Raw genomic sequence first — 13,449 nt, 5'->3', positions numbered from 1 at the left:
CTCAGCCCTGCAGGCTCGGTGCGCGCCGCGCGCAATGGTCGACATAGGTCTTGATCCGGTCGATGCCATCGGCACCGAACCAGAACACCTTCCAATGGTCCTGCTTGTAGCAGCCATCGGATTCGGCGTAGTAGAAGTGGTTGATCGGGTTGCCATGGCGTGAACGCCAGAACAGCTGCGGGGTTTCCTCCAGCATCACGTTCCACACCGCACGGCCCAGGCCTTCGCCCTGCGCGTCGTCGAGCACGGCGAACTTGTCCAGGTACACGCCCTCGGCCTCGTCGGTGAGGATCACCGCGGTGCGGTAGTTCTCGCTGACATAGGCACGCAGCAGCCGGGTCTTCTCGAAGTACTCCGGCACCAGGGTGCGGCCGAAGCTGGATTCGATCAGGCCCTTCAGGCGCGGCAGGTCCAGCTCGCTCCAGGCGGTGGCGCGCAGCACTTTCTCGCCCTTGCGCACCAGCGTGCCCGAACCCTTGTGGGTGAACAGCTCCTTGGCCAGGTCGGCCGGGCGCGTGATCGACACCGACGACTCCAGCGGCAGGCGATCAAGCAGATCCTTGATCTGTTCAATCTTCACCTTCATGCCGCCGTGGATCCACGGCTGCGCGATCAGGTGGTCGTATTCGGTGGACAGGTTGATCGAGTCGATCACGTTGCCCTGCTCGTCCAGCAGGCCGCCGGTGCCGGTCAGGAAGATGATCTTGTACGGCTGCAGCTCCTGCACCAGCTCGTTGGCGGCGAAGTCGGCGTTGACGTTGAGGATCTGGCCGCCAGCGGTTTCGCCCAGGCTGGTGATGACCGGGATCGAGCCGGCGCGCAGGCTGGCCTCGATCGGTGCCAGATTGACCTTCCTCACCTCACCGACCAGGCCGTAGGTGTCCACGTCCAGGTACTCGGCCTCGAACACGCCGCCGGTGATCGAGGTGGCGCGTGCACCGTTCTGCTGCAGCGCCTCGACCAGGCGCAGGTTGGACTGCTGGAACACCCGGCGCACGATCGCCAGCGCTTCCGGCGAGGTCACGCGCAGGCCGTTCACGGTCTGCTTCTCGATACCGGCGGCCGACAGTTCGGCATCCAGCTGCGGGCCGGCGCCGTGCAGCACGATCGGGGTCAGCCCGACTTCCTGCAGGAACGACAGCGACGAGGTCAGCGCGTCGAGGTCGTCGCGCAGCACCGCGCCGCCGACCTTGACCACGGCGAAGCGCTTGGCGTCCAGCTGCGAGAAGCGCTTGAGGTACTGGCTGATCTCCTTCGCGCTGGCCATGCTGGAAAGCAGGCGCACGATGGTCTGGCGGGTCTGGCGGTGGGGCTGGAGGGCAGGAGACATTTCGGTTTCGTCACAGGCGGCGGTCGCCGCGTTGCAGTTCCACCCGGCCAGGGCCGGGCGGCGTTGTGGGGTCGATCAGGCGCCGGCAGCGATGATGCGGTGCACGGCGTCGGTGTAGCGCTGCAGCTGCTCCAGCGTCACGAACTCATCGGCAGTGTGAGCCTGGGCGATATCGCCCGGACCGAACACCAGCGTGGTATAGCCAGCGGCAGAGAACAGGGAAGCCTCGGTCCAGAAATCCACCGCGTTGCCGATCGGCAGATCCAGCGCATCGGCCACGTCGCGTGCCAGCAGGCGGCGGTTCTCGGCTTCGGCGATGTCACCGGCCGGCAGGCTGGGACCACGGAACGTCTCAGTGAACACGGCGGCTTCCGGTTCGGCGAAGCCGGCAAAGGTCGCCAGCAGCGCATCGATATCCATCGACGGCAGCGGCCGGAAACCGAAGCGCAGTTCGGCCGCCGGTGCGATCATGTTGGCCTTGATCCCACCTTCGACGCGGCCGATGTTGAAGCGCAGGCCGGTCAGCCCACCGAAACGCGCCGAGGCCAGCGACTCCACATGATCCAGCGCGCGGTTGCCCCAGCGCATGGCCTGGTGCAGCGCACTGGCAGCTGCATCCTGCTTGCCCGAGGCGTGCCCGGCGCGGCCGGCGAACTGCATCAGCACCGAGCTGATGCCACGGTGCGCGAGCACCGCTTCGCTCATGGTCGGCTCGGCCACCAGCACCGCTTCATACGGGATACCGCGGGCCAGGAACGCGGCGATGCAGCGTGGGTCGTTGGCTTCCTCGTCGCTGGAGAACAGGAAGGCGGCATCACCATTGCTGGCATTGGCCGCCGCCACCAGTGCGGCAGCGGCGCCCTTGATGTCACATACGCCCAAGCCGACCACACGGTCGTCCAGGCGGCGCATCACGTGCGGGTCGGCACTCCAGTGCGGTGAGTCCGGCACGGTATCCAGGTGCACGTTGAACAGGTACTTCGGCGTACCGCGCACGGCGTACAGGCTTACCGCGCCCGCGCCATGGTCGATCACCTCGACGTTGAAGCCCGGCAGGTTCGCGCGCAGGTAATCGAAGATGCCACCGGTGGTGATCGCACGCGGTGGGTTGCGGGTGTCGAAGGACACCAGGGCCTGCAGGTGATCGAGCGTCTGTTCAAGCATGAATCAACAATCCTGGTAGTGCCGGCCGCTGGCCGGCAACGATGTCGGTGGTGAATGCCGGCCAGCGGCCGGCACTACCGTCACGTCAACCGCGGTTGACCTGCGCGTACAGCGTGGAGCTCATGCCGAACAGCTTGATGAAGCCTTCAGCCTCTTCCACGCCCCAGTCGGCCGACTGCGCGTAGGTGGCGCCCTTGGTGTTGAGCAGGTGCGGCGACTTCACCGCCACTGCATCGACGCGGCCACCACGGGTTTCCAGCACCACCTCGCCGTTGACCTTGGCCTGCGAGGACTTCAGGAAAGCCTCGATGTCGGTCTTCAGCGGATCGTGGTAGAAACCTTCGTACACCAGCTCCACCCACTTGCGTGCCACGTCCGGCTTGAAACGGTTCTGCTGCTTGGTCAGCACGGCATCTTCCAGCGCGCGGTGTGCGGCCAGCAGCGAGACCAGGCCCGGGGCCTCGAATACGATGCGGCCCTTCAGGCCGATCACGGTGTCGCCGGTGTAGACGCCGCGGCCAACGCCATACGGGGCGAACAGCTTGTTGAGCTGGGCCAGGATCTGGTCGCCCGGCAGCGCCTTGCCGTCCAGTTCGACGGCTTCGCCCTCAACGAACTTCAGGGTCACGCTCAGGGCCTGTTCCGGCCACTCGCTGCGCGGTGCGCACCAGCCACGCGCGCCCTCGCCCGGGGCTTCCCAACGGTCGATCTCGCCACCGGACATGGTCAGGCCCAGCAGGTTCTCGTTGATGGTGTAGGCCTGCTGCTTGGCGCGCACGCCAAAGCCACGCTCTTCCAGGTACTTCTGCTCGTAGGCGCGGGTCTGGGTGTGTTCCTTCTGGATCTCGCGGATCGGCGCGATGATCTGGTAGTCGCCCAGTGCCTTCACGGCCAGGTCGAAACGGACCTGGTCGTTGCCCATGCCGGTGCAGCCGTGGGCGATGATGTTGGTGCCCAGCTCGGCAGCACGCTTCAACGCGGCATCGACGATCAGGTAGCGGTCCGAGACCAGCAGCGGGTACTGGCCCTGGTAACCTTCACCGGCCCACACGAACGGCTTGACGAAGCCTTCCCAGATGGCCGGGCCACCATTGACCGTGACATGGCTGGCCACGCCCAGCTCGGCAGCGCGCTTCTCGATGAAATCACGCTCTTCATCATCCACGCCGCCGGTATCGGCGAACACGGTGTGCACGTTGTAGCCACGCTCCTGCAGGTACGGCACGCAGAAACTGGTATCGAGGCCGCCGGAGAAGGCGAGGACGACGTCTTTGTTGCTCATGGGGGGTATGTCCTGGTAGCGCCGGGCCATGCCCGGCGGATTGTCTGGAATGCTTGAACGTCTAACGAGAATCAGCGCCCGGCAACGGCGGCCATGATCGCCTTCTGCACATGCAGTCGGTTCTCGGCTTCGTTGATGGCGATGCACTGCGGCGAATCCATCACTGCATCGGTGGCCTTCACGTTGCGGCGCAGCGGCAGGCAGTGGCTGAACACACCGTTGTTGGTCAGCGCCATCTTCCGTTCGTCGACGATGAAGTGCTTGAACTGGTCGCGGATCGGCTTTTCCGGTTCCCAGTTGCCGAAGAACGGCAGCGCGCCCCAGCTCTTGGCGTAGACCACGTCGGCACCGGCGTAGGCGCTGTCGATGTCATGGCTGATCTTCAGCGAGCCGCCGCTCTCGGCCACGTTCTGCTCGGCCCAGCCCATGTAGCGGTCGTCGAGGATGTAGTCGGCGGTCGGGCACAGCAGGGTCACGTCCATGCCCATGCGGGTGGCGATGGTCAGCGCCGAATTGGCCACCGCGGTGTTCAGCGGCTTGGGGTGGTAGGTCCAGGTCAGCACGTACTTCTTGCCACGCAGGTCCTGGGTACCGAAGTGCTCCTGCAGGGCCATGATGTGGGCCAGCTCCTGGCACGGGTGGGTGATGGTCTCCATGTTGATGACCGGCACCGGCGAGTACCTGGCGAAGCTGTTGAGGACGATGTCCTGGCGGTCATAGGCCCAGTCGATGAACTTGGGGAACGCGCGCACGGCGATGATGTCGCAGTAACGGCCCAGCACCTTGGCCACTTCAGCGATGTGCTCTTCGGTGTCTCCGTCCATCACCGTGCCGAGGTTGAACTCGATCGGCCACGCATCCTTGCCTGGCTGCAGCACCACCGCGTGGGCGCCGAGCTGGAAGGCACCCAGCTCGAAGCTGGTGCGGGTGCGCATGGACGGGTTGAAGAACACCAGCGCGATCGACTTGCCCTTGAGCTGGTCGCCGAGCTTGTTGCGCTTGAACAGCGCAGCCTGGGTCAGCAGCGCGTCGAGATCGCTGCGGCTCCAGTCCTGGGTGTTCAGGAAGTGCTTGGGGGACATCATCTTTCCTTGCGAGGCGGCGCCGGGTTCGACGCAGTGGAAGGGAAAAACAGGAACCAAAGGTGGAGCGAAAAGGTTGCAGTTGCAGCTTTCAGAACGCGGAAACGAAAAAACCCAGCCGGTGGGCTGGGTTTTTTTCGGACGAACAGCAAAAAGCTCCGGTTACCCAGCGAGAATGTGGGGTTCCGGTCGACGCGCACGCGAGGTCATGCCAGACGCCTGTCGGGCTGCGCTGCTGTCGTGCTGGAAGTCGGTGAGCTTCATGGCCGAATATCTTTGCATGCGTCCGGGGCCGGCGCAAGAGGCCGGGGTCGCAGAATCAGGGATTGCTGGCAGTGCCCTGCTCGGGGCCGACCCAGGGGGTGATCGATACCCGGATCTTGAGCCGGTTGCCGGGGTCTTCCGGCAGCCGCGAGCGGTACTTGGTGCCCTTGTAGACGTAATCCACGTCGTAGGCGATGGGCCGGCGGAATTCACGCCCCACCGGCACGATGCGGCAGTCGCGGGTCAGCATCGGGCCATTGTTGGCCGGCGCCGGGGCCGGCGTTTCGGCTCCGACCTCCTCGACGGCCTCGTCGTCGCTGCGCTTGAACATCGAGCGCACCGAGTCCCAGAAGCGGCTGATCCGGCCCTTGTCCTCGACCGGCTCCTCGCCGGTCACGTTGACCGGGGCCAGGGTCCGCGTCGACACCGGCTCGCAGTGTTCTTCGGTACGGGTCGCGCGAAGGGTCTGGAACACCGGCTCGACGTTCAGCACCTGGGCGTAGTCGAACTTCACGTTCTCCACGATCACCACCCGGTTGCGGGGCTCGGCCTCCTGGGCCAGCACCACGGCGGGCAGCGCCGACAGGCAGGCCAGGGTCAGCAACGCGGTGGATTTCATTGGCGACGGGAGCAAGGACACGGCGATAGTGTAGGCAGTGACGAGCGCAAGGGGCTGAACATTACCCGTCCACGCCGCTCCTGCCCACCCCACTGCCGGAGAACCGGCGTCCACCGGTGGCAGCCAGTGCCCCCAAAGGGGGCCGACACGTTCTAAAATCACAGGCTTGTCCCCCAGCCACAGCCCCATGACCCTGCGCCTGCACAACAACCTGACTCGCCAGCTCGAACCGTTCACCCCGCTCGACCCGGCCTGTCCGACCCTGTATGTGTGCGGCCCGACGGTCTACAACTACGTGCACATCGGCAACGCCCGTGGCCCGGTGGTGTTCGGGGTGCTGGCCGACCTGCTGCGGCGCCGTTTCGGCGCACTGCGCTACGCCCGCAACATCACCGACGTGGACGACAAGATCAACACCGCCGCGCGCGAGCAGGGGGTGCCGATCAGCACCATCACCGACCGCTTCGCCGCCGCCTACCGTGAAGACATGGCCGCACTGGGTGTGGTGCCGCCGGACATCGAGCCGGAAGTAACCGCGCACATGCCGCAGATCATCACCATGATCGAGCAGCTGATCGCCAACGGGCATGCCTATGCCGCCGAGGGCCATGTGCTGTTCGCCGTGGCCAGCTTCGACGGCTATGGCAAGCTGTCGCGCCGCGACCCCGACGAAATGCTGGCCGGCGCCCGCGTCGACGTGGCTCCGTACAAGCGCGACCCGGGCGATTTCGTGCTGTGGAAGCCGTCCAGCGACGACCTGCCCGGCTGGGAATCGCCGTGGGGCCGGGGCCGTCCGGGCTGGCATATCGAGTGCTCGGCGATGGCCGCCGCCCACCTGGGCGAGACCATCGACATCCACGCCGGCGGCGTCGACCTGCAGTTCCCGCACCACGAGAACGAGATCGCGCAGAGCGAATGCGCTCACGGCGGCAGGATCTTCGCCCGGTTCTGGCTGCACAACGGCATGCTCAACTTCGGCGGCGCCAAGATGAGCAAGTCGCTGGGCAACATCGAGCGCGTGCACGACCTGGTGCGCCAGCATCCGCCGGAAGCGTTGCGCCTGGCCCTGCTGTCGGCCCACTACCGGCAGCCGCTGGACTGGTCCGATGGCTTGATCGAGCAATCGGTGCGCACCCTGGACCGCCTGTACGGCACCCTGCGCGAGCTGGCATCGGTCGAGGCCAGCGCAGTGATTCCGGCCACGGTCGAGGCGACCTTGGACGACGATCTCAACACCCCGCAGGCGCTGGCCGAAGTGGCGCGCATCGCCGCCGACGCGCGTCGTGCCACCGACCCGGCCGAGCAGGCGCGCCTGAAGGGTGAGCTGCTCGGCGCCGGCCTGGCGCTGGGCCTGCTGCAGGCCGACCCGGCACAGTGGTTCGGTACCGCGGCCAGCGATGGCGGCGACGATGCCCGCATCCAGGGCCTGATCGACGCGCGTGCCGCTGCCAAGAAGGCGCGCGACTTCGCCCGTTCCGACGCCATCCGCGACCAGCTGGCCGCCGAAGGCATCGTGCTGGAAGACACCCCGCAGGGCGTGCGCTGGTCGCGCAAGCGCGGCTGACCTGCCCTGCCCCGTGGCCGGCATGCCGGCCACGCCCCCACCGTAGAGACTGTTGTGACCGACTCCCCGTTCCCGCTTGAACCCACCGCCGCCGAGGCCCAGGCCGCCATCGCCGAGGAATTCGGCTTCTTCGGCGACTGGTCCGAGCGCTACCAGTACCTGATCGACCTCGGCCGCAAGCTGCCGGCCTTCCCGGAAGAATGGAAGACCGAAGAGCATCGCCTGCTCGGCTGCCAGTCGATGGTCTGGATCGTGCCCGAAGGCAACGCGCAGGCGCTGCGCTTCCATGCCATCAGCGATTCGGCGATTGTCTCCGGCCTGATCTTCCTGGCGCTGCGCGTGTACTCTGGGCGCTCGGCGCAGGAGATCCTGGCCACCGAACCGAGCTACATCCAGGACATCGGCCTGGCCCGCCACCTCTCGCCGACCCGCAGCAATGGTGTGGCGGCGATGCTGGCCTTCATCCGCGAAACCGCGCAGGCGCAGCTGCAGCGCGACCCGTCGTGAGCGAACCTGCCACAGCCGAAGACAGCGCACTGGGCCTGCTGTCCCGCCCCGGTTTCGCCAGGCTGCTGGCCTACCGCATCTTCGCGATGCTGTCCTACCAGGTGGTCGCGGTCACCGTCGGCTGGCATATCTACGAAGTCACCCGCAATCCGTTCTCGCTGGGCCTGATCGGCCTGGCCGAGGTCGTGCCGTTCTTCTGCGTGGCCCCGTTCGCCGGTTACCTGGTGGATCACCTGCCACGCCGTCGGCTGGGCATGGTCGCCTGTTGCGGGCTGATCGCCACCGCACTGGTATTGACCAGCGTGGCCATGGGCTGGCTGCCGATTGACGGCGTGTGGCCGATCTATGCGGCCATCGCACTGACCGGCATGGTCCGTGCCTTCCTGTCGCCAATCTACAACGCATTGTTCGCGCGGGTACTGGCCCGCGATCAGTTCGCCCGTGGCGCCGGTCTTGGCGCCGTGGTGTTCCAGGCCGGCATGATCGCCGGCCCGGCGCTGGGGGGCGTGCTGGTCGGCTTCGGCGGCAAGGGCCTGTCCTACGCGGTGGCCACCGTCTTCGCGCTGGTGGCGATGGCCTGCCTGGCCACTCTGAAGGTGGAAGAGCCGGTGCATGCCGGCCCGGCCGCCCCGATCTTCAAGAGCATCGCTGAGGGCGCGCGCTTCGTGGTCGGCAACCGGATCATGGTCGGCGCGATGGCGCTGGACATGTTCTCGGTGCTGCTGGGCGGCGTGGTGGCGATGCTGCCGGCGTTCCTGCACGAGATCCTGCACCACGGCCCGGAAGGCCTGGGCATCCTGCGCGCAATGCCGGCGCTGGGCTCGGTGTGCGTGGGCCTGTGGCTGGCCCGCCATCCGCTGCACCGCAATGCCGGCCGCGTGCTGCTGTTCGCGGTGGCCGGCTTCGGCCTGTGCGTGATCAGCTTCGGGCTGTCGCAGCACTTCTGGCTGTCGGCGCTGATCCTGCTGTTCTATGGGGCTTTCGATGGCGTCTCGGTGGTGGTCCGCTCGACCATCCTGCAGCTGGCCACGCCGGAAGAGATGCGCGGCCGCGTGTCGTCGATCAACGGCATCTTCATCAGTTCGTCCAATGAACTGGGCGCGTTCTATGCCGGCACGATGGCGAAGCTGCTCGGCCTGGTTCCCGCCGTGGTGCTGGGTGGGTTCGCGGTGCTGAGCGTGGCCGGGATCACCGCCTGGAAGAACCCGACGCTGCGGAAGTTGAATCTTCGCGACCTGCAATGAACCTGTAGAGCCGAGCCCATGCTCGGCTGCTTCTGCTCCGGCCGCGGCCTGAGCCGAGCGTGGGCTCGGCTCTACAGCGACCGCCCGCGAAGGCCGGCTTTCCCGCCGCGCACCGGCACGTTGTAGAGCCGAGCCCATGCTCGGCTGCTTCTGCTGACAAAAAACCCGGCCGAGGCCGGGTTTTCTGCATGACCACGCAACGACCGGGAATCAGTCGCCCTGCTGCTTCTGCAGGTGCTCCCAACGCTCCTGGGCGTCGATGGTGCGCTCGGCGGTCAGACGCGCTTCCAGGCGCTCCAGGCCGATTTCTTCGCCGGTATCGACGCAGTAACCGTAGTCGCCGGCTTCCAGGCGCTTCAGGGTGCTGTCGATCTTGCCGATCAGCTTGCGGTAGCGGTCGCGGGTACGCAGTTCCAGCGAGTTCTCGGTCTCGCGGGTCGCGCGCTCGGCTTCGTCGCCGATGTCACGCACTTCCTCGCGCAGGTTCTCGATGGTCTGCTTGGACTCTTCCACCAGATCCGCACGCCAGTTCTGCAGGCGCTGACGGAAATATTCCTGCTGCAGCGGGCTCATGTATTCCTCTTCCGAGGACGGCTTGTAGCCAGCCGGCAGGATCGGGCGGCCAGTGGCCTCGTCGGTCTTGTACTCGACCACCTTGTACTTGCTGCGCGGGGCCGGTGCCGCCGAGCGGGCGGCGACGGCCACGGCAACCTTGCCGACAGGGCGCGACACGGTCTTCGGGGCGGAATCGGATTTCACGGCGGTTTTGGCAGGCGATTTCGAAACGGGCACGGGATTCTTGGATTGCGGGGCCTTCGAAGCAGCAGGAGCGGCGGCCGGGGCCGGCTTGGAGGCCGGTTGGGCTGCTGCCACTGCCACGGTCTTGGCCGGGACAGGCTTGGCCGGAGCCGGCTTGGCGGCAGGCTTCGGTGCGGACTTCACTACTGGGGCCGGGGTCGGCTTTACGGCCGGCGCGGCGACATTCTTGGCGACCTTCTTTACAGCAGCAGGCGTGGCGACCGGCTTGGCCGCAGCGACCTTCTTTGCCGCGGGCTTGGCGACCGGCTTGGCAGCGGCCTTCTTCACCACCGCCTTCGGCGCCGGCTTGGCTGCTGCCTTCTTGACCACCGGCGTGGCGGCGGCCTTTTTTACCGGCGCAGCCTTGCTGACGGCCTTCTTCACCGGCGCCTTCTTGCTGGCAGCGGCTGGCTTGGCCTTGGCGGGCGCAGCGGCCTTCTTCGCCACCGGCTTGGTTGCCTTGACCGGCGCTTTCTTTGCGGTGGCCTTCCTGGCCGCCGGTTGCGAGGACGCTGCCTTGGTCGCCGGCTTGCTGGCCGGCTTCTTGGCAACGGGCTTTGCCGCCAACTTCTTCACAACAGGCTTGGCGGTTTTCTTGGCGGCCGTTGCGGCCTTCTTTGCAGTTTTTTTAGCAGCCACGAAACGCTCTTCCTTGGATTCCCCGGGGCCCGGGAAAGCGGGCCTTTATAGCCTACCCGACCCGCAGCAGCAACCTCGGCACCCTGCTCCATTCAGTCCTGGAGTCAAGGCGCCCTGGGGGCAGTCCGACGAACACGGACCGCCTTGCGCGGTACGGAACCTGGCCAGCACCCGAAGGTGCTGGTACCGGTCGCAGGCCATCGGCGACATGCGACCAACGGCCCATCCTGCACAAATGCGGCCTTCATGCCAACTGGCATAAGATGACTGGGTGATCTCGCGCCTGCTCATCGCCCTGCTGCGCTTCTACAAGCGCTTCATCAGCCCCTTGCTGGGGCCACGCTGCCGTTTCGTGCCGAGCTGTTCTGAATACGCGATGGATGCCATCTCGCGACACGGCCCGCTGCGCGGCAGCTGGCTGGCTGCGCGCAGGCTGGGCCGCTGCCACCCGTTCCATCCCGGCGGCTTCGACCCCGTGCCCGAGTCCCCCGACGCCCCCTCTTGCCGTTGCACAGGAAAACACTGACATGTCCTCCACCCTCATCACCAACGCCCGCATGGTCAACGAAGGCCGCACCTTCGACGGCGACCTGCGCATCGAGAACGGCCGCATCGCGCAGATCGGCAGTGGGCTGGCGCCGCGCGACGGCGAGCAGGTGGTGGACGCGGCCGGGCGCTGGCTGCTGCCCGGCATGATCGATGACCAGGTGCACTTCCGCGAACCGGGCCTGACCCACAAGGGCGATATCGCCAGCGAATCGGCCGCGGCCGTGGCCGGTGGCCTGACCAGCTTCATGGACATGCCCAACACCAACCCGCCGACGCTGGATTCGACCATCCTGGAAGCCAAGTACGAGCTCGCCCGCGGCCGTGCCTGGGCCAACTACGGCTTCTACCACGGCGCCAGCAATGACAACCTGGACGCGATCCGCGCCCTGGACCCGAAGAAGGCCCCGGGCGTGAAGGTGTTCATGGGTGCTTCGACCGGCAACATGCTGGTCGACAACCCGGAAACGCTGGATGCGATCTTCCGCGAATGCCCGACCCCGATCATCACGCACTGCGAAGACACGCCGATGATCGATGCCAACCTGAAGGCCTTCCAGGAGAAGTACGGCGACGCGCTGACCCCGGACATGCACCCGGACATCCGCTCGCGCGAAGCCTGCATCAAGTCGACCCGCCTGGCGATGTCGCTGGCGCGCAAGCACGGCACGCGCCTGCACGTGCTGCACATCTCCACCGCCGACGAGCTGGCGCTGTTCGAGAAGGGCCCGCTGATCCGCGCCGACGGCAGCCGCAAGCAGATCACCGCTGAAACCTGCGTGCACTTCCTGCACTTCGCGCGGCCGGACTATGCGACCAAGGGCAACCTGATCAAGTGCAACCCGGCCATCAAGGAAGTGTCCGACCGCGAGGCGATCACCGCTGCGCTGGCCGACGACGTGCTGGACGTGCTGGCCACCGACCATGCGCCGCATACCTGGGAAGAGAAGCAGAAGCCCTACGCGCAGGCGCCGTCGGGCCTGCCGCTGGTGCAGTACGCGCTGGTGGCCGCGCTGGAGCGCGTGCACGAAGGCAAGCTGACCCGCGAGCAGGTGGTGGAGAAGTTCGCCCATGCGCCGGCACAGCTGTTCGACGTCGAGGAGCGTGGCTTCCTGCGTGAAGGGTACTTTGCCGACCTGGTACTGGTTGAGGATGTGCCGTTCACGGTCAAGCGCGAGGACGTGCTGTCCAAGTGCGGCTGGTCGCCGTTCGAGGGCACCACGTTCCGTTCGCGCATTGCCTCCACCTGGGTCAATGGCCAGCTGGTGTGGGACGGCAGCAAGCTGGTGGGCGAGCCCGCCGGCCAGCGCATGACCTACGACCGCTGATGCGCTCCGTTCTCCTGATCGGGGCGCTGCTGGCCGCGCCCCTGTTTTCCGCATCCCCGGCGCAGGCGCAGGATGGCATCGGCAGCCTGATCGACAGCCGCGTGGTGTTCCCGGCCAGTGCGTCGCAGGGCGCACTGGTGATCGGCAAGGTTCCTGCCGGCAGCCGCGTGCAGTACGCCGGCCGCCAGCTGCGGGTGAGCGGCTATGGCAGCGTGGTGTTCGGCATTGGCCGCGACGAGAAGGGCCCGCTGCGCGTACAGGTGCAACGCCCCGATGGTGGCAGCGAGACGGAAACCATTGCGGTGACGCCGCGTGACTGGCCCACCGAGCGGGTCAATGGCGTGCCGCCGAAGACGGTCAATCCGCCGCCGGCGATTGCCGAGCGGATCAAGCGCGAGCAGGCACAGGTGACCGCCGCACGCGCCCGCGATGACGACCGTACCGACTTCACCCAGACCTTCATCTGGCCGGTGCAGGGCCGCATCAGCGGCCGCTTCGGCAACGCACGCGTGTACAACGGCCAGCCCGGCGCCGGTCATTCCGGCATGGACATCGCGGTACCGACCGGCACGCCCGTGAAGGCGCCTGCCGCCGGCATCGTCACCTTCGCCGGCCCGGACCTGTATCTGACCGGTGGCACGCTGCTGCTCGACCACGGTTTCGGGGTCAGTTCCAACTTCCTGCACCTGTCGCGCATCGACGTAAAGGTCGGTGATCGCGTGGAACAGGGCCAGGTGATCGCCGCGGTCGGCGCCACCGGCCGTGCCACCGGCCCGCACCTGCACTGGGGCATGAACTGGTTCGATACCCGCATCGACCCGTTGCTGGTGCTGGAGCGCAAGTAGCGCAGAAAGGCAGCCGAGCGTGGGCTCGGCTCTACAGCAGGCAGGGAATCTGCAGAGCCGAGCCCATGCTCGGCTCATCACGCGATGCGGCCAGCGGATCAGCCGCGCGCAGCCCACCACACGCGCAACCCCGCATCGACCCGTTGCTGGTGCTGGAGCGCAAGTAGCGCAGAAAGGCAGCCGAGCGTGGGCTCGGCTCTACAGCAGGCAGGGAATCTGTAGAGCCGAGCCCATGCT

General features: G+C 66.7%; 12 protein-coding genes. 6 read left to right on the top strand and 6 right to left on the bottom strand.

Features of this window, described 5'->3' with window-relative positions:
- Position 1: 1 nt before the first annotated feature.
- The 5 genes from B9Y64_RS10535 to B9Y64_RS10515 form a co-directional block, all read right to left on the bottom strand.
- Positions 2–1,330 (bottom strand): acetylglutamate kinase, encoded by a 1,329-nt coding sequence (locus tag B9Y64_RS10535; protein WP_100440605.1) that lies wholly within the window; start codon positions 1,328–1,330, stop codon positions 2–4.
- 75 nt (positions 1,331–1,405) lie between these two features.
- A complete protein-coding gene (locus B9Y64_RS10530) occupies positions 1,406–2,494 on the bottom strand; it encodes an acetylornithine deacetylase (RefSeq protein ID WP_100440604.1) in 1,089 nt (362 codons plus the stop codon).
- 85 nt (positions 2,495–2,579) lie between these two features.
- On the bottom strand, positions 2,580–3,776 hold the full coding sequence (locus B9Y64_RS10525) for an argininosuccinate synthase (protein WP_100440603.1): 1,197 nt from the start codon (positions 3,774–3,776) through the stop codon (positions 2,580–2,582).
- A gap of 71 nt (positions 3,777–3,847) precedes the next feature.
- The gene (locus B9Y64_RS10520; RefSeq protein ID WP_049412647.1) at positions 3,848–4,858 is read right to left on the bottom strand and encodes an N-acetylornithine carbamoyltransferase; all 1,011 of its coding nucleotides are present in this window, start codon (positions 4,856–4,858) and stop codon (positions 3,848–3,850) included.
- 319 nt (positions 4,859–5,177) lie between these two features.
- Positions 5,178–5,741 carry a hypothetical protein gene (locus B9Y64_RS10515; RefSeq protein ID WP_100440602.1) on the bottom strand — a complete coding sequence of 188 codons (564 nt, stop codon included), beginning with the start codon at positions 5,739–5,741 and terminating at the stop codon, positions 5,178–5,180.
- Positions 5,742–5,928: 187 nt separating this feature from the next.
- Here B9Y64_RS10515 and cysS point away from each other — a divergent pair, with 187 nt between their 5' ends.
- Genes cysS through B9Y64_RS10500 form a run of 3 tightly spaced genes read left to right on the top strand, consistent with a single transcriptional unit; the run spans position 5,929 to position 9,056 of the window.
- Positions 5,929–7,305 (top strand): cysteine--tRNA ligase, encoded by a 1,377-nt coding sequence (gene cysS, locus B9Y64_RS10510; protein ID WP_100440601.1) that lies wholly within the window; start codon positions 5,929–5,931, stop codon positions 7,303–7,305.
- 54 nt (positions 7,306–7,359) lie between these two features.
- Positions 7,360–7,812, top strand: a complete 453-nt coding sequence (locus tag B9Y64_RS10505; protein ID WP_100440600.1) for a SufE family protein — start codon at positions 7,360–7,362, stop codon at positions 7,810–7,812.
- Complete coding sequence (locus tag B9Y64_RS10500; protein ID WP_100440599.1) at positions 7,809–9,056, top strand: MFS transporter; 1,248 nt, start codon at positions 7,809–7,811, stop codon at positions 9,054–9,056. The genes B9Y64_RS10505 and B9Y64_RS10500 overlap by 4 nt, the downstream gene beginning before the upstream one ends.
- A gap of 210 nt (positions 9,057–9,266) precedes the next feature.
- On the opposite strand, the gene dksA is transcribed toward B9Y64_RS10500, so the two are convergent.
- On the bottom strand, positions 9,267–10,493 hold the full coding sequence (gene dksA, locus B9Y64_RS10495; RefSeq protein ID WP_100440598.1) for an RNA polymerase-binding protein DksA: 1,227 nt from the start codon (positions 10,491–10,493) through the stop codon (positions 9,267–9,269).
- Between the two features lie 271 nt (positions 10,494–10,764).
- Between dksA and yidD the strand changes: the two genes are divergently transcribed.
- From yidD to B9Y64_RS10480, 3 genes are read left to right on the top strand one after another with little or no spacing between them, the layout of a single operon-like run.
- Positions 10,765–11,019, top strand: a complete 255-nt coding sequence (yidD, locus tag B9Y64_RS10490) for a membrane protein insertion efficiency factor YidD (protein WP_100440597.1) — start codon at positions 10,765–10,767, stop codon at positions 11,017–11,019.
- 1 nt (position 11,020) lies between these two features.
- Complete coding sequence (locus B9Y64_RS10485) at positions 11,021–12,367, top strand: dihydroorotase (RefSeq protein ID WP_100440596.1); 1,347 nt, start codon at positions 11,021–11,023, stop codon at positions 12,365–12,367.
- Entirely contained in the window at positions 12,367–13,212 is an 846-nt protein-coding gene (locus tag B9Y64_RS10480) for a M23 family metallopeptidase (RefSeq protein WP_162292370.1), read from the top strand. Before B9Y64_RS10485 ends, B9Y64_RS10480 begins: the two co-directional genes overlap by 1 nt.
- Positions 13,213–13,449: the final 237 nt, after the last annotated feature.

It is taken from the genome of Stenotrophomonas maltophilia (genome assembly GCF_002799245.1).
GTDB lineage: Bacteria > Pseudomonadota > Gammaproteobacteria > Xanthomonadales > Xanthomonadaceae > Stenotrophomonas > Stenotrophomonas maltophilia_S.
Note: the sequence above shows the minus strand (reverse complement) of the source record. Positions and strands in the feature narration are given on the sequence as shown.

Coding starts and splice junctions, on each gene's coding strand:
- B9Y64_RS10520 (WP_049412647.1), bottom strand. CDS start 4,858: ATGTCCCCCAAGCACTTCCTGAACACCCAGGACTGGAGCCGCAGCGAT.
- B9Y64_RS10535 (WP_100440605.1), bottom strand. CDS start 1,330: ATGTCTCCTGCCCTCCAGCCCCACCGCCAGACCCGCCAGACCATCGTG.
- cysS (WP_100440601.1), top strand. CDS start 5,929: ATGACCCTGCGCCTGCACAACAACCTGACTCGCCAGCTCGAACCGTTC.
- B9Y64_RS10530 (WP_100440604.1), bottom strand. CDS start 2,494: ATGCTTGAACAGACGCTCGATCACCTGCAGGCCCTGGTGTCCTTCGAC.
- B9Y64_RS10525 (WP_100440603.1), bottom strand. CDS start 3,776: ATGAGCAACAAAGACGTCGTCCTCGCCTTCTCCGGCGGCCTCGATACC.
- B9Y64_RS10515 (WP_100440602.1), bottom strand. CDS start 5,741: ATGAAATCCACCGCGTTGCTGACCCTGGCCTGCCTGTCGGCGCTGCCC.
- B9Y64_RS10480 (WP_162292370.1), top strand. CDS start 12,367: ATGCGCTCCGTTCTCCTGATCGGGGCGCTGCTGGCCGCGCCCCTGTTT.
- B9Y64_RS10485 (WP_100440596.1), top strand. CDS start 11,021: ATGTCCTCCACCCTCATCACCAACGCCCGCATGGTCAACGAAGGCCGC.